Raw genomic sequence first — 19,860 nt, forward strand, 5'->3', positions numbered from 1 at the left:
GGGAAATTCAAATTTGCGAAATCAGCAAATGCAGGCGAAAGTTCCTGAATGTTAGGAAAGCTCGGCCTTGGCGGAAAACTAAGTCTCGCATTTATCGTCATCGCGGGATTGCCGACCCTTGCCGGCATTCTGGGACTGGTCGAATTGCGTGTGCTTGCACGCCGCCAAGCAGAAGTGATTAGCCAGACAATTCCTGCCATTGCCGAGGTTCGCGGCATGGCAGAGGAAAGCACCCGGATCATTGCAATTGCCCCAGAGCTGGCCGCGGTAACAACCCAGGCAGAACGCATGAACCGGGCCCAGTTTCTGTCTGGTCAAGTTGAAGCGCTGACCGGCCGCCTGGACGCGCTGGAACACTCCGGTATTGGCGGCTCCAGCCGTCTGCGGGACACGGTGACAGATGCAGCGCAGGTGCTTGCTCTGCTTGATGAACTGGTGGAAACCCGAATCGCTTTGCACAGCAGGCTCAAACAGCTGACCAGCCGCAACCTGACCGCCGCCAACAACCTGCTGAGCATGGCCGACACTCTGGTTGCCAATGCCGAGATGGGAACATCAGCCGTCATATCGAGCCTGTACGGACCTAGCAGTTCTCCAGTGGAAGAGCAGGCGCGCACCGATTTACTGGACAAACTGATCGAGGTTGACCTTTTTCAGCTTGGCCTGATGTTCGAACTGAGGTCGCAAACAGCAGAGATCGGGTTGCTGATCAACCGGATCGAGGAGGCAGGCAACGAGACCGAACTGCGGGAGATCGAGAGCGCACTGACCAGACGCCTGGACATTGTTTCCCGCCGGATCACGGCAATTCGCGATCCGGGCCGCCGCCAGCAGGCGGAAGGCTATGCCGCGCAACTGCAAACCGTGACGGAAGACAACGCCGGCCTGTTCGGCCTGCGCACCCGCATCCTGACCACCGAATCCCGGATAAACACACTGAAGCTTGAACTGCAAAACACAGCGCTGCGGCTCGGCGATGAAGCTTCTGCCGTCGCCGATCAAGCACAGGCGCGGGCGATCAGCTCGGGGCATGCCGCCGCAGCTGACATTCAGCGTGCACAGTTGCGCAACGGGTTTGCTGCTGTCACCGGTTTCATGCTGTCGCTGGCTGTCCTTTGGTTTTATGTGCGCGGCAGCATCACCCGCCGCCTCAACCAGCTGGCAGCCACCATGGCCGCGCTTATGCGCGGCGAGCTGGATCACCCGGTCCAACCCCGCGGGCAAGATGAAATTGCCCGTATGGAAGCGGCCGTAGAAGTTTTCCGCCAGCAAGCTCTCGACAAACAGGAGCTGGAAAAGGTCCGTGACCGCAACGAACAGGAACTCAGGGAACATCGCAACAACTTGCAATCTCTTGTCGACGAACAAACGGAACTGCTGCGGGAAGAAGTGGAGGCGCACGACGACGCCCGTCAGAAGGCCGAAGCTGCCGATCAGGCGAAATCTGAATTCCTGGCAATGATGAGCCACGAAATCCGCACCCCGATGAACGGCGTGCTGGGCATGCTGCGCAGCCTCTCTGACGAAGGCCTGCCGCCTAGGCAAATGGAACGCCTGCGCGCGGCGCTGGTGTCAGGCCAGAATCTGCTGAAAATCCTGAACGATATCCTAGACTACTCCAAAATCGAAAACGGTGCTCTGGTAAGGGAAGACGTCACGTTCTCACTGCGCGCTCTTGTTGACGACATCATTGTCCTGCTGCGTCCCAGTGCCGACAGCAAAGGGGTTCAACTCTGGCTGGATGCGCCACCAGACCTCCCCGGCGTGGTTGAGGGAGACGCAGCCAAGCTGAGGCAGATCCTTTTCAATCTGCTATCGAACGCGCTTAAATTCACCGAAAAAGGCGAAGTCATCCTGCGGGTTCGCAATAATGGCGGCACTGCCGGGCAGCACCGGATTGCATTCGAGGTCAGCGATACCGGCAAGGGGATCTCACAAGAGGCCAAGGCGCGGATTTTCGAAGCTTTCGAGCAAGAAGACACAGAAACCGCCCGCAAGTTCGGCGGTACAGGGCTGGGTCTGGCGATCAGCAGGCATTTTGCCCAAGCGATCGATGCCCGCTTGTCCCTGGAAAGCACCAAGGACGTCGGCTCTGTGTTCACCCTGGCGGTAGAGCTTGCACCCGGCGATCCTGCAGGTTTGAAACCGGAAGACCCGCCGGCTCCGGTCAAACTGTCTGAAGCCCCGCTGTCGGTTCTCGTGGTGGAAGACAATGAGATCAATCAAATGGTTGCACAGGGCTATCTGGAACGCATGGGCCACAGCTGCCAATGCGTAGCAAGCGCAGAGGAGGCGCTGGCCCTCCTTCCGGAGGCCCGGTTCGACTTGGTACTGATGGATGTGAACCTGCCTGGGATCAGCGGCACTGAGGCTACCCGCCGCTTGCGCGCGATGACAGACCCGTGGCTGTCAAAACTGCCGGTCATCGGCATCTCCGCGCATGTTCAGGAAGAGCAGATAGAAACCCATTTGCAAGCCGGAATGAATGGTTTCGTGGCCAAGCCTGTCTCACCGGAACGCCTTGCCAAGGCTCTGCAAGGTGTCACACAGGGCCACGAAGGCGCGGTTTACTTGTCAGCCCGCCAAGCCTCTCCCGGGCAGGACAGGAGATCCAGCCTGCTGCGGCAGATGCAGGAGAATATTCAGGATCTGGGCGAGGAGCGGGCCATTGAAATTGCCGCGCTGTTCCAGCAGGAACTTCCTAAAAGCGTTGAGAAGATGGGCGCTAGCCAATCAGCGCACGACCTCGCACGGCTGGCGCAGGAAGCCCATCGAGCGAAGGGCGCCGCCAGCAGTTTCGGGCAGCAGGACTTGGCCAGTCTACTGGCAAAACTGGAGGAAGCAGCCGCCAACGGCAGCCGGGCCGCAGCCGCTGAGCATATGCGCGAGTTGAGCACACTAGCGCCGCAAGTTTTGGAGGCTCTGTCCAGAGTGCTGCGCGACTATGGCAATCAATCCAAGGGAGCCGTGAACACGTAGCCTTCACCGTGCACGGTGGTGATGATCCGGGGATTTGCAGGTTCTTCTTCCAGCTTGCTGCGCAGGCGCCGGATCAGCACATCGACAGTCCGCGGGTTTGCCCCGTATTGCCGGTGAGTGACCCGGCTCATCAACGCGTCACGCGTCGCGACCTCACCCGCCCGGCTAATCAGCATATCCAGCACTTCAAACTCAGCCCGGGTCAGCGGAATGCTGGCGCCTTCAAGGGTTTGCAGATGCCGTGCAGCAACGTCGAACCGGAAATTGCCAAACGAATAGACCCGGCGCGCGAGGCGCCGCACTTCTTGTGTGCGGCGCAAAAGGTTCTTCAGCCTAGCCAGAAGTTCGCGCCGGTTGAATGGCTTGCAGACATAGTCATCCGCGCCAAGCTCCAGCCCGACAATCCTGTCGACCTCATCATCCCGGCCAGTCACTAGAATGATTCCCATATCGGATTTAGCTCTTTGTTCCCGGGTGATCTGCAACCCGTCCTTGCCGGGCAGGTTGATGTCGACCAGGAGCAGATCGACATCGCTTGTCTGCAGAACCCGTTCCGCCTCTTCGGCGGTTTCGGCCTGCGAAACGGTATAGCCTTGCGCATCCAGATAGCTGGCAAGAGTGCTCCGGGTGACCGGTTCGTCTTCAATGATCAGAATATGCGCCATACAGACCCAGCACCCCCGACTTTCCCTTCAGTTAACAAATTTTAACAAACCTGACCAGCCTGTTCATCTGCCCGGGCTGACCTGTTCACATCTGCTGCCTAGCCTCCGTCTCCGAAAGCATGGCTTTCACGCAGCAAGAAGGCTCAGGCAATCAGGACCCGGGCCGCGACAACAGGGAGACACATATGAAAGTCCGGAAACACCTAATGGCCGGCGCCGCGGCAATGGCTATGACAGCTCCGATGGCAATGGCAGAAGATTCCTCTGACCCCATCATCATTCCGATTCATAACTGGTCCAGCCAGATCGTCATGAGCCACGTTGTCGGGCAGATTTTCGAATCCATGGGAAACAGCGTCGAATACGTTTCCACCGATAGCCAGGCCGTTTATGAATCGGTCCGCTTGGGCGACGTCACGCTCGAGCTGGAAGTTTGGGAAGGCGCCTTTGGCAAGTCCTTTAATGAGGCACTGGCCAAGGGCGGCCTGCATGATGCCGGCGACCACAACGCCGTGACCCGCGAAGACTGGTGGTATCCGGCCTGGACAAAGGAAGCCTGCCCCGGCTTGCCGAGCTGGGAAGCGTTGAATGATTGTGCCGCTGCCTTTGCAACCCCTGAAACCGGCGACAAGGGCCGCTTCCTGGGCGGACCAGTCGACTGGCTCAAGCATGATGCTGAGCGCGTTGAAGCACTGAACATGAACTTTACCGTGGTGAACGCAGGGTCTGCTTCGGCTCTGTGGGCGGAAGTGGCTGCAGCAGAAAAAACCAAGAAGCCGGTGGTGATCTTCAACTGGACACCGAACTTTGCCGAGGCCGTCTGGCCGGGCGAATTTGTTGAATTTCCGGCCTGGGAAAAGGGGTGCGACAAGGATCCTGCGGTCGGGCCGAACCCGGATGCCACCTACGACTGCGGCAATCCGGCGAACGGCTACCTCAAAAAGGCCGCATGGGACGGCATGAAGGAGAAATGGCCGGCAGCCTATGAAACGCTGACTCAGATCAGCTTTACCAATCCGCAAATCGCCGAAATGGCCAAGTTGGTCGACATCGATGAGATGGAGCCGGAGGACGCTGCCGCCGAATGGCTGGAGGCCAATGAGGACCTCTGGAAACCCTGGACCGGCTCCTGATTTCCAGCACGAACGTCAATCAGCCGGGGCGGTCTGCTGCCCCGGCTTCCTTGCTATAGAAAGTTAAGCCATGACCGCCGCCACCCCTGTCATTTCCTGCAAAAACGTCTGGAAGCTGTTTGGCGCCAATCCGGAACAGTATCTGAAGTCTCTGACAGGCAATCCGGGATTTGATGAGATCCGTCAGGCGGGTTATATCGCCGCCGTTCGGGATGTGTCGCTGGACATCGCCAAGGGGGAAATGCTTGTGATCATGGGCCTGTCCGGCTCTGGCAAGTCTACTTTCGTGCGCTGTCTTTCTCGGCTGATCGACATTACCGGCGGTGAGGTCCGGGTCGAAGGCCAGAACATCGGCGATATGTCCGAGAAAGACCTGATAGATCTGCGCCGCAACAAGATGGGCATGGTCTTTCAGAGCTTTGGCCTGCTGCCGCACCGCACAGTTCTGGACAATGTCGCCTTCCCGCTGGAAATGCGCGGACAGGACCGCCACGACCGCCGTGCCAGGGCGCTGGAGGTGATTGAGCTGGTCGGTCTTTCCGGACGTGAGGACTATTTCCCGCGCGAGCTTTCCGGCGGCCAGCAGCAGCGGGTCGGAATTGCACGCAGCCTGGCAATCGAGCCTGATATCTGGTTTCTGGATGAGCCGTTTTCGGCGCTTGACCCGCTGATCCGCCGCGAGATGCAGGACGAATTTTTGCGCCTGCAGGAGATGCTGGGTAAAACCATTGTCTTCATCACGCACGATTTCGACGAAGCGCTGCGCCTCGCCGACCGCATCGCCATCATGAAGGACGGCGTGGTCGAGCAATGCGACACCCCGGACCAGATCGTGCTGAACCCGGCCACCGAATATGTCGCCAAATTCACTGAGGAAATCGAAAAATCCCGCGTCGTCCACGCCGGCGTGCTGGCGCGTGAGGTCAACGGCCACAGCCTGACAGGCGCTCCTGTCGGCGACAAGCAGACCATTGCCGAACTCGCCCGGCTGCTGGTTAATGACAGCCGCGACTTCCTGCCTGTGGCCAACACCGCTGGCAGCCTGATTGGCGCCATGAGCCGACAGGAGGCGCTCGACGTGCTTCTGGGAGAGGCGTCATGACCGACCAGACCATGACATTTTCTGGAAGATCTCAAAACTGGACACGAGCCAAGACCGGCTGGGTAATCTTCGCCGCGGCTTGCGTTCTGGCTTTGGGCAACTCTGTTCTTCCTGCCGGGCTGGTTCGGCCGCCGGAGTGGCTGATCCTTCCCTTCGCTGACTGGATCAATGCGTTCTTCGTGTTTGTCCGCGACGATCTCGGCCTTCTCTACTTGACCCGCGCTTTTGCCGATGGCGTCGAATGGCTTCTCGATGTCACCGCCAACTTGCTATACGGCAAGAACCGCTGGCCCCAGATCGGCCCCATTCCATGGACCGTGATCGCCAGTATCGGCTTTGTCATAGGCTATGCCCTGCAGGGCTGGCGACTGTCGCTCCTGACCGGCGGCACTTTTGTATGGATTGCCGTCATGGGCCAATGGAAATGGGCGATGGAGACCCTTTCGGTAATCGTCGTTGCCGCGCCCTTCTCGATCCTGTTCGGACTTGTGATGGGTGTTCTCGCCTGGCGTTCCAAAACCTTTGAAAGGATCCTGAACCCGGTCCTTAACATTGCGCAGAGCCTGCCGCATTTCGCCTATATGATCCCTGTCGTCGTCTTTATCGGCGTCGGTCCCAAGGCTGGTGCTATCGTCACCATCATCTTCTCGGTGCCACCGATGATCCGCATGTCGCTCTTGGGCCTGCGCAAGGTCCCGCATGAAGTGATCGAAAGCGGCCACATGTGCGGCTCCACCCGCTGGCAGCTGCTGCGGTATGTGCGTATCCCAACAGCCCGAACTGAGATTCTGGTCGGTGTGAACCAAGTGATCATGCAATGCTTGGCAATGGTGGTTCTAGCCAGCTTCATCGGCATGCCGGGCCTCGGCCAGAAACTGCTGCAGCTTCTGCAAGCGCTGAAAATTGGCCGCTCGGTCGAGATCGGCATCACCATCGTACTGCTAGCGGTCATGCTGGACCGCTGTACCAAGGCCTGGGCCACTAAACAGCCCGAGCATTTCGAAAAGGGCACGTCCTTCGCAGTGCGCAACAAGTTCCTTCTGCTGGGCCTTGGCCTGTCACTGGCTTGCCTGCTACTGGCGCAGTTCATCCCGCTGATGGACCAGATCGGCCGCCGCGATGCTTTCACCATCTCTAAACCGATTGATGCGGTTGCGGACTGGTTCATTGTATTGATCGACCCGGTCACGCAATGGCTGCGCTGGTTCCTGATCACCTGGGTGCTGATTCCGATCCGCGATGCCTTCCTGTGGATGCCTTATGCTGCCGTCCTGGCGCTACTGGCAGCGGCTGGCTGGGCCATTGGCGGCCTGCGCTCGGCGTTGGTATGCCTGGGCTTCTTTGGCCTCATCGCAATGTCCGGCTGGTGGGACCGCGCCATGATCACCGTATACACCGTTGTGGTGGCGGTCTCGATCGCCGCAGTAATTGGCTTCCCGCTAGGGATCTGGGGTTCCTTCAACGAAAAGCGCGCCGGCCTTGCGCTGCTGATCTGCGACACGCTCCAGACCTTCCCTAGCTTCATCTACTTGATCCCGGTCGTGATGCTGTTTGGCGTCAACGACGTTGCCGTGGTCGGCGCGGTTGTACTGTTCGCTGCGGTACCGCTGGTGCGCTACACCATCGAAGGGCTGCGCCAGGTGCCGGAGACCCTGATCGAGGCTGCCGATATGTCCGGCGCCACAAGGATGCAGACCCTGTGGAAGGTGCGGCTGCCGATGGCCCTGCCGACCATCATGGTCGGGGTCAACCAGTCGGTGATGTTCTCGCTGTTCATGGTGATCATCGCGGCCTTCATCGGCACCCAGGACCTCGGCCAGGAGATGCAGCGGGCGCTGTCCTCCACTGATGTAGGCAAAGGGCTGGTGCTGGGTCTTGCCGTCGCCTTCATGGGGCTGATGGTGGACCACCTGGTGACCACCTGGGCGCGATCCAAGAAAGAAGCGCTGGGGCTGGAGTAAAACCATGACACTGCATTCCAGCGACTTCGGCCCCGCCCCGATCCGCCACATCGGCTTCTTGCTGTTTCCCGGCTTTCCGATGGCTTGCCTGACCGCCGCCGTCGACACACTGCACACCGCAAATGAGCTGGCTGGGCAGCAGGTTTTCCGCTGGTCGCTCGTGACCGAGACCGGCGCACGGGCAACAGCGTCCGCAGGTGTGCCTTTTGAGGCAGACTGCAGCCTTGCGGAAGCAGACGCAGTCGACTGTCTGTTCCTTCTTTCCGGGCCGGAAGCCGAATTTGGTGACCCGGTCCCCGGAAATGGCCGGCTGCGTTACCTGGCCCGCCACGGTATCCTTCTGGGCGCGGCTGCCGGCGGTGTTTTCCCGCTAGCCCGCAGCGGTGTCCTGTCAGGGCGGCGCTGTGCCGTCCATTGGAGCTACCTCAGCGCCTTTGAAACCGCTTTTCCGGAGTGCACCGCCATTGACCGGCTCGCCGTGCGCGATGGGCCGGTTCATACAATTTCCGGAGCCGCGGCGATGTTTGACCTGGCATTGGAGCTGATCGGTAATGCACTTGGCGAGGCTGCAATGAATGAGGTCGCCTGCATGTTTCAGCATCCCGTGCTGCGCAGCGGCAGCGCCCGGCAAAAAGTCCCTGTTCTGCAAAGTGCCCGCACGGTCGACCAAATGCCGCCAGCGGTCAAGCAGGCCATGTCCATCTTTTCAGAGAATGTCGAATCCCCTGTCGGCATCCGCGAGGTCGCCCGCCGGACCGGAATTTCCCCGCGCCAGTTGGAGCGCAGTTTCCGCACCGCCACAGGTCTTAGCCCTGGCGAATACTACCGCCGCCAGCGCCTCAAAACCGCCCGGCAGATGGTGCGCTTTTCGTGGGACAGCATCTCGGACATCGCTCATTCTGTAGGCTATGCCAGTTCTTCTACCCTGACGCTGCATTACCGCAAGTTCTATGGCGTCACGCCCGTTCAGGACCGCAAACAGACATTTCGTCCCGATCCTGGAGTCTCCGCAAGGATTCCGCTAACGGCAGACCGGGTCCCGGAAAAAGTCGTGACGTTTACATCTGGATGAGAGCTGTTCAACCGGGCCTGCACCTTCGCAGATTCTGGCACCAGCGCTCTACAAAGAGCAAGCGCCCTTACAACACTTGCTGAGTGCGATGGTCAGGATAAACAATTCCCAATTGGCCGGGCTCAAAAAGATCCAATGTCTTTCGCCAGGTGCGGCCAAGCCAGAGCAGCTCCACTGACAGATCTGCAGGGTGGTAGGCCGCTGTGTACAGCGTGCCGAAACCCTTGTCGAAAGCCAGGGAATACAGCGGCGGCTTAAGGAAAGTTCCGACAAATTTCTCCTTCGTTTCCGGATGCAGCGTGAGCCGGTGCAGCAAAAACCGCTCCCTTTCGACAGAAGCCGTTAGACGTGCATGGCTGGTCCATTCAACGCGTTCCTGGTGATTGGTTGCAACCGCCGCATGGGTGATCAGGGTCGGACGGTCGGGCGCAAGAAACGCGGTGAAGTAGTTCCTGTCGCGGTCCAGTACTGTCACATTATAGCTCATGTGGCACGGAACGCGCCGCAGCACATCCTTAGCCTCCTCAATTGTTGAGCATATCTGCAATAAGTACCTGAGGATGAGCGGCACACCAAAACCTTCGCCCACAGCCCGGCGCCCGCCGAAAGTCAGCGAGACGCTGAGCCCGGCATCGTTCATCCCATCCAACAAGCCGAACAATCCGTCCGACGTCCCCATAACCTGCCGCGCGTTCCATCCGGTCTTCAGATACACCGCGTCAAAGGCCGAAGGGTTATAATCATAATTGCGCACCAGCAGCGGTTCTCTGCCCTGCCAAATCGCCTGGCTGCAGCCGGCCAGATATCGCGGCGGGCAATAGAAACTGAGGAACCGGGATTCCAGATCACCACCGCCAACGGACGCGCATAGCTGATCATAGAGCCCCGTTATCTCGGGCATATGCGTTTGCAGAGCCCGGCGGCATTCCGCATAAGTCGGACGACCAGAGAGGCCTTCGCTTGCCCACCAATTCAGGTAGGCTGTGCGGTATTCGGAGAAGAGCCCAGCCAGCACTTGCCCCGGCTCCGTCTCCTGCATGGCGCGGAATGTCAGTCTCATTCAGCCTACATAATCTTGAACGCCGGATCCTCAAAGGCCTGCGCCGACGGCAGCGGCCGCGCAGAATAAGCGTTTTTGATGCCGTCTATCCAGCGTTTCGACTTCTCCGTCAGCTGGAAGCCCTTGGTCATAGACCGGCCCCGGGTGACGAGAATGCCCAGATCGGCGCCTTCATAGCGGTAATCGCCAGCATTGGAGATCCGCAGAAAGAATGCCTCATCCTCGCTTTCGACTGCACGCCGGTGATAGTCGAAGCGGTCGAACATCACTGTTCCGTCAGGCAGCATCTTGTATATTCCGGATTCCGGCGCGTGGGTCACGATATCCACGGTGTCCTCGGTGTGCTTGATCACCATCTGCGACCAGGAATCAATCATGTCCGGGTCAGCCCAGCGGGCGTTCAGCTCCGCCACATCCAGCTTGAAAGGTTTCTTTGAGAACTCCAGCAAGTGGAACAGGAACAGCGGCGCATCAGCATGAGCAAAAGCTGCGTGGTTGGTCATCGAGGAAGCCCCGGTGATCCGCGGGTTCAACTCACCCAACCAGATATCACCGGTTTTCTTGTCGATCAGGAAATCCAGCTCAAAATAGCCGCGGTAACCTTCCTTGCGGAGTTGTTCTCCGAACTTGAAGGTCAGCTCGCGCGCCTTTTCGCGGGTCTTGGGCGGGAAAGCGGTAGAGAATATCTCGTTGCCGCACCAGCCGCCGCGGTAGGGCGTCAATTCGTTAAAACCGACAAGTTCAGTCATTAGCGGGCCAACAATTGTGCCTTCAGAGGTGCAGCAGGCCTCGATCGCCGAGCCACGGCAATCGATCCGTTTCATGATCTTGATTTCACCCTGGCCGACGATCTCATGCTCATGCTTGCGAAAATCCGCCTCCGTCTTGATGAAGAACGTGGTATGGCCGGAATCTCCAAATGCGCTTTGCAGCACCAGATCATTGCCAAGATCCGCCTTCTTGCAGATCTTCTTCAGGTGATCATAACTGTCGACCTTGGACAGCGTATTCGGAACAGAGGGCACGCCGGCCTTATTGCCAACGCGCACGGTCTCGATCTTGTTATCCATCTTGGTGCGCAGCTTCGCCTTGGGAAACCACACTTCGCCGCCCAGCTCCTTGGCCAGTTTTTCGGTCTTTTCATCAAACATCAAAAAGACGAATTTTGGCTTGCCGCCGCGCGCCTTGACGTAATCAATGACTTCCTTGTGCTGCAGAAGATAATTGTTGATGTCCTCGATGGACTGGAATTCGTCGTGCGGCAGCTCAGACGGCACCAGCACGTTCGGGTGGCGGCCGTCGAAACAATCCATGTAACAGATGTATTTGAAATTCTTTACCCACTCGTCGAGCCCGAGAAGATTGAAGTTGGTCGCTGACACAAAATAGACCGGGTCCGTATTGGTATGGAAATAACGGCGGATCTCCGAAATGTTGTTCAGAACTTTCTTCGGCATGTATCGTCTCCCAGTGAATTCAATTTATCGTTGGATTTCTGTATCTTGGAGGTCGTCTATTTCTTGACGGACTTCAGAGCCTCCTTGGTGAAAACGCGCAGGCCCAGGTCGGCGCGGAACCCGTGGATTTCACTCACATCAAGTGCACGCATGAAGGACAGGATCTCTGGACTGATGACTTGGCCTGGCACCAGAATCGGAAAACCGGGCGGGTAAGGAATGACGAAGCTGGAGGAGACCAGTTCCTCCCCTGCCTCCAGCCGCTTCATCAAGCTGTCATCCGTCGGGATGTAATCGCAATTGTCCTCGTTGTAGGCGAGAAAGAAGGCGGTGCGGATATCGCCCTCCGGCGTGTCCTTGCCAGCCCGGAAAGCATCGTGGAACCGGCTGAAATCCGGCAGCGGCGGCACATGCTCCACCAGCGCAGACACCCGGTTGTCAAAGGACCTACGCTCCATCTTAGAGGCATCGTCCAAAAGCTCGTCCAGATCGTTGGCGATCTCCACCAGCACCTCGATCAGATAGGCGACCGAAGACCGGGTGGTGCCGATATTGGTCATAAACAGCACGGTATTGCGCGAGGTCTTGTTGATCTGGATCCCGTATTTGTCCATCAGGATCTTGGTTTTGAAGGTGTCGCCATCCCAGCCAGTGCCCCCCACTGCCAAGGTAACGCGGGTCGGGTCGAGCACAAACTCGTCCTGGCTCCACATCGACCACTTGTCGACCCAGCCGTGATCTGGATCGTAATAGGCCTCCACCCCGCTTTCACGGAACTGCTCCGGGATCATGTCGCCCGCAGTCAGCACCTTGAAATACTTGTTCAGCAGCGGGTGTTCAGAGACCGCCCGGCGGATCGACATCGCGCTTTCAATCTGCTTTTGGACAAATTCGAACCCCTCCAGCTCCACCTGCCGCCGCCCGACATCGAGTGAGGCAATAATCTGGTAGTTCGGCGAGGTTGAAGTATGGGTCATATAGGCTTCGTGGAATGCCTGCTCCACCTCGCCCTTGAAGTCCTGATCATTCACATGGATCATCGACCCCTGCCGCAGCGAGGTCAGGGTCTTGTGGGTGGACTGGGTAGCATAGACCCGCACCCGCGCATCAGGCGGCGGCACTAGCCGGGTGTTCAGCCATGTCTCCTCATCCACGTCCTTCATCATTTCCTGCTGTGCGGCCCAGGCCTGCGCTGTATCCGGGGTGCGCAGTGTCTCCCGCAGCGTGTTGGCGACCCCCATGGCGGTACGCTGACGATAGGTCGGGTCAAAGCGGGCAAAGGCAAACCATGCCTCGTCCCACAGGAAAATCAGATCTTTTTTGATGGCCAGGCATTCCTCCATCACCCGCCGCACATTGTAGACGATGCCGTCGAAAGTGCAGTTGGTCAGCAGCACCATCCGGACCCGATCCAGCTTGCCCGCCGCCTTCAGCCGCAAAAGCGTGTGCTTGATTTCGCGCAGGGGCACCGCACCGTACATCGAATGCTCATGCAGAGGATAGCTGTCCATATAGGCCACGCTGGCACCCGCCAGCACCATCCCGTAATGGTGCGATTTGTGGCAGTCGCGATCAACGAGCACGATGTCGCCAGGACGGACCACCGACTGCACCACGATCTTGTTGCAGGTCGAGGTGCCGTTGGTGGCAAAGAACGTATGTTTTGCGCCAAAGGCCCGTGCCGCCATGTCCTGGGCTTCCTTAATCGGGCCGCGCGGCTCCAGCAGGCTGTCGAGCCCGCCGGAGGTCGCCGATGTTTCCGCCAGGAAGATGTTGGAACCGTAAAACGCGCCCATGTCCTGAATCCAGTGCGAGCGGCTGATCGACTTGCCCCGGCTGATCGGCATCGCGTGAAACACGCCAGTGGGCTGTTTCGAGTATTCCTTGAGCGCGGTGAAGAACGGCGATTTATAGCGGCGGTCCACCCCGCGGAGGATGTTCAGATGCAGCTCTTGGAAGTCCTCCTGATTGTAGAACACCCGGCGGCAGCGGCCTAGGTCCAGCCCGGCGATGTCCTCTGCGGAACGGTCGGTGACCAGATAGGCATCCAGTTCAGGCCGGATCTTCTCGATCAGACGGCAGGCCTCCGGACCGTATTGGTGCGGGTCAATCGAGTCGACAGACTCCTCCTCGCTGACGCGAGTCAGATACTGGTTAAGTATCGGCAGCTCTATCTTGGACTTCAGAGACAGCCCGGGGCGCACCACCACGGCTTGCACATTGTGATTGAACAGGATGCCAATCAGCGCATCCTCCAGCGACGGCACAATCACCGGCTCATAAATGAACGGGTCTTCAATCCGCCGCATCCGCAGCAGGTTCTGCCGCAGGAACCGCTCCTGCGATTCCGACACGTCGTCGACAATAAGCACTTCGAAATAGGGTCGCCCCAGCGCCCGCGCTTCAGGCGCGAGCGACGCTTCATCCTCGTAGTCTTCGTTGTCGATCTCATCCGAAGAGAGCGGAATAGACCGCCGCCGGTAAGCGCCAGATGTCAGCGCCCGTGCGATACGGCGCACCGAAACCGCCAGATCTTCCAAATTGCCGTGCTGCAGCAGCCTGCGCAAATGCTCGAATGCATGAATGCCTGGAAACGCCCAATAGCGTTCAATCGGAGCCAGCACATCGAACAGATGCTCTGCCGCGGCCATCAGCTTCTCGCTCTGGCGCCCTTCCTGACGCTTCCGGGCCAGCCCTTCGGCAGTCTCACGCAGCGAGCTCCATCTGTCCGCCCGCAGCTGGGTTGCACTGTAATAATCCCGGATCGACGGCAAAGCCTTCCTTTGCGGCTGCAAGTTCAAAACCTGCCTCCTTTCTGTCGCGTCAGGACCTGCGCCGCCTTCCAGTCCGGTTAATCAGAACCCGTTTTTCCAGGAAAAACGGAAAATTGATGCGGCGAATGTAACGTCTGCTCAAAATTCTCAATCGAGCTGCGCGGGTCGGACGCCTGCAGCCCGCGCTGCGATCCCTGACCTGGCGTCTCAAGCGGCCCCAGCGTTTTCAGGTAGGCATCTGCCCCGCTGGTCCGGTCGTAAACAGTGAACTCCGCATCCCGGTCGCGGAAGCTCTTCAATACCTGCCCCAGCCCTTTGAGCCCGGTTTCGCGCTGGCGCCGAACCTGATCCAGATCTATCTCGATCGGGAACATATCCTCCTGCCCCGCAGACTGGTGCAGCACGGTGGCCGACGGGTCCACCACAAGCGAACGCCCAACACCGCCGGCGCTCAGCCCGTTCACATCAAATACATAACATTGGAACTGCGCTGCGGTGGCTCGCGCGATGGCGATCTCCGCCTCCCGGTCAGTTGTACCGGTCAGTACCGGGTGCAGCAGCACTTCCACCCCCTGGCTGGTCAGCTGACGCGTGGTTTCCGGAAACCAGATGTCATAGCAAATCGACAGTCCGAACCGGCCCACCCCTGGCACGTCGAATACGCAAAACTCAGTGCCCGCAGATATTCCGGCCTCATACGGTCGGAACGGAAACATCTTGGAGTACTTGGCGACAATCTCACCTTCCGGATTGATAACGACAGATGTGTTCAGGATCCGGCCGTCTTCGGTTTTTTCGAACATGGAGCCCGGGATCAGCCAGATGCCAAAGCGGCGCGCGTCTTCCTGAAACTGCTGCAATGCATCGTTGGGAAAGGGTTGCGCGAATTGATCCAACGGCCCGTAGGGCGCAAGTTCGGAAAACAGAACCATCTGCGTCCAGGGAAACCGGGCCATCAAGATCTCAATTCGGTGACGCATGGCTTCGACATTCGAGTGAAGCGCAGAGACATGCATCTGAACACCAGCAATAGCGAAAGGTGTCATATTAGCGGGAACTCCAACAGTCTTTGTTGCAACCAGTCTATGTACCGTCTGCGCCCTTGGCTAGGGCGTTTCCCCGTTCCCCCGGGTAGGACAGTCGGAGAAAAGTTCCACTGTATCAGCCTGCGCTCGAACTCTGCCGGTTGGCCGCTTGAAACTAGCGCCGCTAGGCCCAGCGTTCAAATCCTGCCCCTTTTCACAGTTCGCCAGCAAGCGGCACAGGATTAGAGGTTTTCGGCCTTGAACGCTTATCACCTATAATTTCTATCCTTTTTGTGATACTTTCACCCTGAGGGAGAGTGTCGCGGGAGCTGGTACAGCGAGTTTCGCTACCGGCCCGTTGCAGAAAGGTCTTCTGATGTTGTTTCCATAGCCACGGGAGTATGTGTTGTGGCCGAGTCTCTGCTGAGTTTTTCCGAAGTGCTGCTGTTTGGACGTCCCCTGAGTGATCTGCAGATAAAGGCCGCGGACGCGGACGATGAAGAAAATGTTCGCCTGGCTACTGACGCAAGCCTGGACCTGACCAAAAACGTCAGCGAAGTGGACGGGGTCGATCTTGCTTTGAACGACAAGGTTTTGGTGCGCCTAAACGGCTCAAAGGAAAACGGAATCTATCAGGCTGCCGCGGCCCAAGGACAGGGCTTCCAGCTCGGAAGCCGTCAAACAATTGAAAAAGGAAAAAGTGTTTCCGTTTCGGAAGGAGAGGAGCTCGGGGGAACAACTTGGATTCAGAGAAAAGAACCCAACAAGCAAATCTTCAAGGAGTTTAAACCGCCTCGCGGACGGGGCAAGAACAACTTCTTGAAAGGCCAGTTCGGCCCGGATGCCAAGCTCGCGCGCATTTATGGCTTTTCGTACGAAGGCACGTATTTCGAACTGCCGGAGCCGGCCATTTTCCTTGTGCACGGGGATGGCGAGAGCGCTACGGGCAAACTACCTGATAAAACCGAAGTCCAGGTGTCTCGTGCTCCTCTGAACCCTTCCGTTACCGGGGTTGCCTCAGCCGAGTATCAGTTCGCAAACGACATTATGGTCTGGGACTATGACAAGGCCGACTACTCAATCCGCTTTGATGTGATGACGGGCATGCTGGAGCAGATACTATTGGATGTCTATTTCGGTGGTGGACCTGACATTAGCGGTGCGAAGGTCAGCGGGGCCAAGGTGAGCGGCGCCAAAGTCAGCGGTGCGAAGGTCAGCGGCGCCAAGGTGAGCGGTGCGAAGGTCAGCGGGGCGAAGGCCCGCGGCTCCGGCGACTGAACCGCTTGACCGAACAGTTGGAAACCCTGCGGCGCGGCTCAAAAAGCCTGCGCCGCATTTCAGTTTCAGAACCCCGCTTTCTTCAACCCTTCCACAAAATGCTGGGTGTCTTCTTCCAGACGGTCTGGCTGCACCTTCGCCCAGCGGTCCAGTGAAAAGTTCGGATGGGCCTCGCGGTGCTTCGCGGCCATGTCTTTCGCCAGCTCAATCTTGCCCAGCTGGGCATAGCTTGCGGCCAGCATGCGCTGGCCCTCCGTCGGGTTGTTCATCTTGGTCAGCGTGTCGATAACCGCTTCATATTCTTTAAGATTGTAATAGGCGCCCCCCAGGTGCCACAGGTATTGATCCGGGAAGTAGGGGTTGAGCCGCATCGCCTGCTGCAGGTTGCCGATAGCAGCTTCATTGTCACCGGAGTGAGCCAGCGCATCCGCGTAGTCGGACAGCAGATCGGCGTCATTCGGGTTCAGCGCGAGCGCGCGCCGGTAGGCGCCGATCGCAGCGTCATGCTCCTTGCGGTACAGGTGCACAAAGCCCAATTCGCCAAAACCGCGGGCATCAGTCGGATCCAGCTCCACCGCCCTTTGTGCAAAACTCAGGGCCGTGTCCAGCGCGTGGTCTGCATCCTTGGCCCAGGAATACCGCCAATCGATATTCATTGTGCGGGAAATGGCTGCCGACGCCCGGGCATAGTCCTGATCGCGTGCCAATGCCCTCTCGTAAAGCGTTTGCGCTTCGTGATTGTCCTGCCGTGTATAGCGGAAAATATACTGCTGGCCGCGCAGAACATAACCATAAGCGGCAAGGTCGGCCGGAGCTGTTTGTGACATCCGCTTGCGCTCCTGTGCTTCGATCAGCACCGCGGTGGCTGCAACAACGGCGTCGGTGACTTCGTCCTGTATGGCAAATATATCATCGATATCCCGGTCGTAACGCTCCCCCCAGATAGTGCGGCCGGAATCCGCGTCAATCAGCTCAATCGCGATGCGGATCCGGGAGGCCGCCCGCCGTACGCTGCCCCGCGCGACATAGCGAACGCCAAGCTCACGGGCCGCATCCTGGGGCGGCATCGTTCCCGCCTTGAAGAAAAAGGCGGAGTTGCGGGCTATGACAAAAAGGTTTTTGAATTTGGACAGGTTCAGGATGATGTCTTCGGTCAGCCCGTCGGCAAACCAGCTGTCAGAGGGGTCTCCGCCTAGGCTGGTGAAGGGCAGCACTGCAACCGAGGGAATGTCTGGCTGCAGCGGCGGCACTGGCTGATTGGCCGGACGCAAGGTGGCTGCCATCGCCGCCCCCTCAATTTCGCTGCGGACGCAATAAGCCGGGACCGGTTCCGCAATATTCTTGAGCCGCCGCGGACCCAGGAATTCGAAACCGAAGCGCAGCCGGTTACGGATTTGCTCATAGACAGAGGCGCTGACATAGACACGGCCCGGTTCGGCTATTTCCTGCAACCGGGCGGCAATATTGACGTTGTCGCCGTGAATGCCACGATCATCGACCAGGATTTCACCCATGTGGACTCCTGCCCGGAACCGCAGCTGCTGATCCTCTGCACGGCTGCGGTTGTTCTGGTCGGCGATCCGGTGCAGCTCCACCCCGAATTTGACCGCGTCAGTAGCGGTTTCGAACAAGGCCAGGACGCCATCGCCCCGGACTGCAACAACCTGCCCGTCATGAAGCTTACACGCGGCTTCCAGCTGCTCCAGTAAGGACTTCAGCGCGCTGTAAGTGTCAATCTCGTCATTGCCCATCAGCCGGGCATAGCCGACTACATCGGCAAACAGCACCGCCCCAAGCTGACGCCGGACATGGTTCTCCTTGTCTTGGCCGCTCACAAGCTGTCCTCCCCTCGTGAGATTGGCTGAAGCCGGCTGTGTGCCGGATCCGGTGCTGTGTGATGCCAGGCAGACCGAAACTGTTTAGCTGTCTGGCGGGTCCTGCGGGCCTGGCGGCCAAGCCCAGCCGGAGCTTCCTGATCCGCGGAACCGGGCTGTGCAGGAGCCGTCGAGCTCCCGTGCGAGGGCCGTGCGGCAAGTGTTCCATTCGCCGCGCAGTAACCCCACGCAGATCATGTCATAATACCGGCCGTCCGCATACCAGGCCTCCCGCATGGTGCCTTCAGTTGCGAACCCGGCCCGTGATGTCATTTGCCGGCTGCTCGGGTTGTCGGCCCGATAGTAGGATGTAACGCGATTTAGCCCGATCTGCCGGAATGCAAAGTCCAAAACCAGCGCCATGGAACGTATACCGAGACCTTGCCGCCGGCGGCTTTCCTCTATGAACAGTGCGATGACAGCATCGCGGTTAACAGAGGAGATGCTTTCCAGTCCGGTTATTCCGCAAAGCTCGCCGGTTTCCGATGTGATGGCAAACCAGTATCTGCCGGGGTCCTTGGCTGCCTCTGCAGCTTGCCCCCATGAAGCATCCATGCCTTCAGAATTGAAAGGGGCCCGGGCAGAACGGTCAAAGCGGGCCAGATCGGCAACATTATGAAACCAGGCGGCCATCGTGGCAAAGTCGCCTTTCTCAAGCGGCCGGAGCCAAAAAGCTGCGGACTGCCCCTGCAGCATTTGCTTTCCTCCTCTTTGCTTGCGGATCCCGAAACGGCCCCTTGCACCCTGAGGACGAGTCCCCGCCCGACAATACCACATTCCTTCCGTGCTTGGGACGTTCACTGCAGGCATGTTTGCAAAGACTTCTCTTCCAGGATCACCGAGTAACCCTCTATGGGCTACTAGCTTTCAGGCTTCCCCTTGCAGGTTAGGCGTGAAGGGAGCCGAGAAACGCCAAATTTGTTGCAAGCGCCATCTTTTTGGGGTTGCGGCCCTACGGCGGTAAGATTAAACCCCGCCGCAGTGGACCGATAGCTCAGCTGGATAGAGTACTTGACTACGAATCAAGGGGTCGGGGGTTCGAATCCTCCTCGGTCCGCCACTTCCTGAATTGTCGGGCGACACATAGTTTTGCCATTTGCGACAGAACCTTTCCTTTTTCGTGTCTCCAACATTCCCGCTCGCGCCTCCTGTTCCGCCAGTGGCGAAGCCTTCCCTGATTTTCACTTCGGAAGACCTCGTGTCTTCCGGAGGGCAAAGCAGGGTGGGCGCAGCCCGGACTGCGGCCGGGCGGTGATCTGACACACGGGGCCGGAGCGGTGAAATTGGGAGGGACCCGCGCCTGGCGCGGGAGGAACCGGATTTCTCCGTGGAGGCTGACGCGCAGCGGCATCAGAACCCGTGTTCAGATTGCCGGCCGGATGGCAGGCGGACCAATCAAACGGAAAATGCCGGGGCAGGGGGGTGAACTTCGTCCCTGTTGCCGGACACCAGGGTAATTTACCCCTGTCCAGGAAAGGAG

Annotated in this window: 13 protein-coding genes and 1 tRNA gene; 7 read left to right on the forward strand and 7 right to left on the reverse strand. The window is 58.7% G+C overall.

Annotated elements, in window-relative coordinates; genetic code table 11:
- Positions 1-48: 48 nt before the first annotated feature.
- A complete protein-coding gene (gene torS, locus K3725_RS17250; protein ID WP_260016496.1) occupies positions 49-2,979 on the forward strand; it encodes a TMAO reductase system sensor histidine kinase/response regulator TorS in 2,931 nt (976 codons plus the stop codon).
- Here torS and K3725_RS17255 read toward each other — a convergent pair.
- On the reverse strand, positions 2,952-3,644 hold the full coding sequence (locus K3725_RS17255; protein ID WP_260016497.1) for a response regulator: 693 nt from the start codon (positions 3,642-3,644) through the stop codon (positions 2,952-2,954). The two genes, torS and K3725_RS17255, sit on opposite strands and share 28 nt — an antisense overlap.
- A 224-nt stretch (positions 3,645-3,868) precedes the next feature.
- Here K3725_RS17255 and K3725_RS17260 point away from each other — a divergent pair, with 224 nt between their 5' ends.
- The 4 genes from K3725_RS17260 to K3725_RS17275 all read left to right on the forward strand — a co-directional run bounded on the left by K3725_RS17260 (position 3,869) and on the right by K3725_RS17275 (position 8,912).
- On the forward strand, positions 3,869-4,777 hold the full coding sequence (locus K3725_RS17260) for an ABC transporter substrate-binding protein (protein ID WP_260016498.1): 909 nt from the start codon (positions 3,869-3,871) through the stop codon (positions 4,775-4,777).
- A 70-nt stretch (positions 4,778-4,847) separates the two neighbouring features.
- Complete coding sequence (locus K3725_RS17265; protein WP_260016499.1) at positions 4,848-5,879, forward strand: glycine betaine/L-proline ABC transporter ATP-binding protein; 1,032 nt, start codon at positions 4,848-4,850, stop codon at positions 5,877-5,879.
- Entirely contained in the window at positions 5,876-7,840 is a 1,965-nt protein-coding gene (locus K3725_RS17270; protein WP_260016500.1) for a proline/glycine betaine ABC transporter permease, read from the forward strand. The genes K3725_RS17265 and K3725_RS17270 overlap by 4 nt, the downstream gene beginning before the upstream one ends.
- Positions 7,841-7,844: 4 nt before the next feature.
- A complete protein-coding gene (locus K3725_RS17275) occupies positions 7,845-8,912 on the forward strand; it encodes a GlxA family transcriptional regulator (RefSeq protein WP_260016501.1) in 1,068 nt (355 codons plus the stop codon).
- Positions 8,913-8,979: 67 nt separating this feature from the next.
- Here K3725_RS17275 and K3725_RS17280 read toward each other — a convergent pair whose 3' ends face one another.
- Genes K3725_RS17280 through K3725_RS17295 form a run of 4 tightly spaced genes read right to left on the reverse strand, consistent with a single transcriptional unit; the run spans position 8,980 to position 15,249 of the window.
- A complete protein-coding gene (locus K3725_RS17280; protein ID WP_260016502.1) occupies positions 8,980-9,972 on the reverse strand; it encodes a C45 family autoproteolytic acyltransferase/hydolase in 993 nt (330 codons plus the stop codon).
- A 5-nt stretch (positions 9,973-9,977) separates the two neighbouring features.
- Positions 9,978-11,429, reverse strand: a complete 1,452-nt coding sequence (locus K3725_RS17285) for a biotin carboxylase (RefSeq protein WP_260016503.1) — start codon at positions 11,427-11,429, stop codon at positions 9,978-9,980.
- A gap of 56 nt (positions 11,430-11,485) precedes the next feature.
- A complete protein-coding gene (locus K3725_RS17290) occupies positions 11,486-14,230 on the reverse strand; it encodes an aminotransferase class I/II-fold pyridoxal phosphate-dependent enzyme (RefSeq protein WP_260016504.1) in 2,745 nt (914 codons plus the stop codon).
- Positions 14,231-14,280: 50 nt separating this feature from the next.
- Entirely contained in the window at positions 14,281-15,249 is a 969-nt protein-coding gene (locus K3725_RS17295) for a carbon-nitrogen hydrolase family protein (RefSeq protein ID WP_260016505.1), read from the reverse strand.
- 387 nt (positions 15,250-15,636) lie between these two features.
- On the opposite strand from K3725_RS17295, the gene K3725_RS17300 reads away from it, so the two are divergent.
- Positions 15,637-16,506, forward strand: coding sequence for a hypothetical protein (locus tag K3725_RS17300; RefSeq protein WP_260016506.1), 870 nt, complete (start codon positions 15,637-15,639; stop codon positions 16,504-16,506).
- Positions 16,507-16,571: 65 nt separating this feature from the next.
- Here the strand turns inward: K3725_RS17300 and K3725_RS17305 are convergent, their stop codons facing one another.
- Together K3725_RS17305 and K3725_RS17310 are read right to left on the reverse strand one after the other, a co-directional pair.
- On the reverse strand, positions 16,572-18,341 hold the full coding sequence (locus K3725_RS17305; RefSeq protein ID WP_260016507.1) for an adenylate/guanylate cyclase domain-containing protein: 1,770 nt from the start codon (positions 18,339-18,341) through the stop codon (positions 16,572-16,574).
- Between the two features lie 84 nt (positions 18,342-18,425).
- Positions 18,426-19,076: a GNAT family N-acetyltransferase gene (locus K3725_RS17310; protein WP_260016508.1), complete on the reverse strand. Its 651-nt coding sequence runs from the start codon at positions 19,074-19,076 to the stop codon at positions 18,426-18,428.
- 287 nt (positions 19,077-19,363) lie between these two features.
- Between K3725_RS17310 and K3725_RS17315 the strand changes: the two genes are divergently transcribed.
- Positions 19,364-19,440, forward strand: a tRNA-Arg gene (locus tag K3725_RS17315).
- The last annotated feature ends 420 nt before the right edge of the window (positions 19,441-19,860 follow it).

The organism is Leisingera sp. S132, assembly GCF_025144465.1.
In the GTDB taxonomy this organism is placed as follows: domain Bacteria; phylum Pseudomonadota; class Alphaproteobacteria; order Rhodobacterales; family Rhodobacteraceae; genus Leisingera.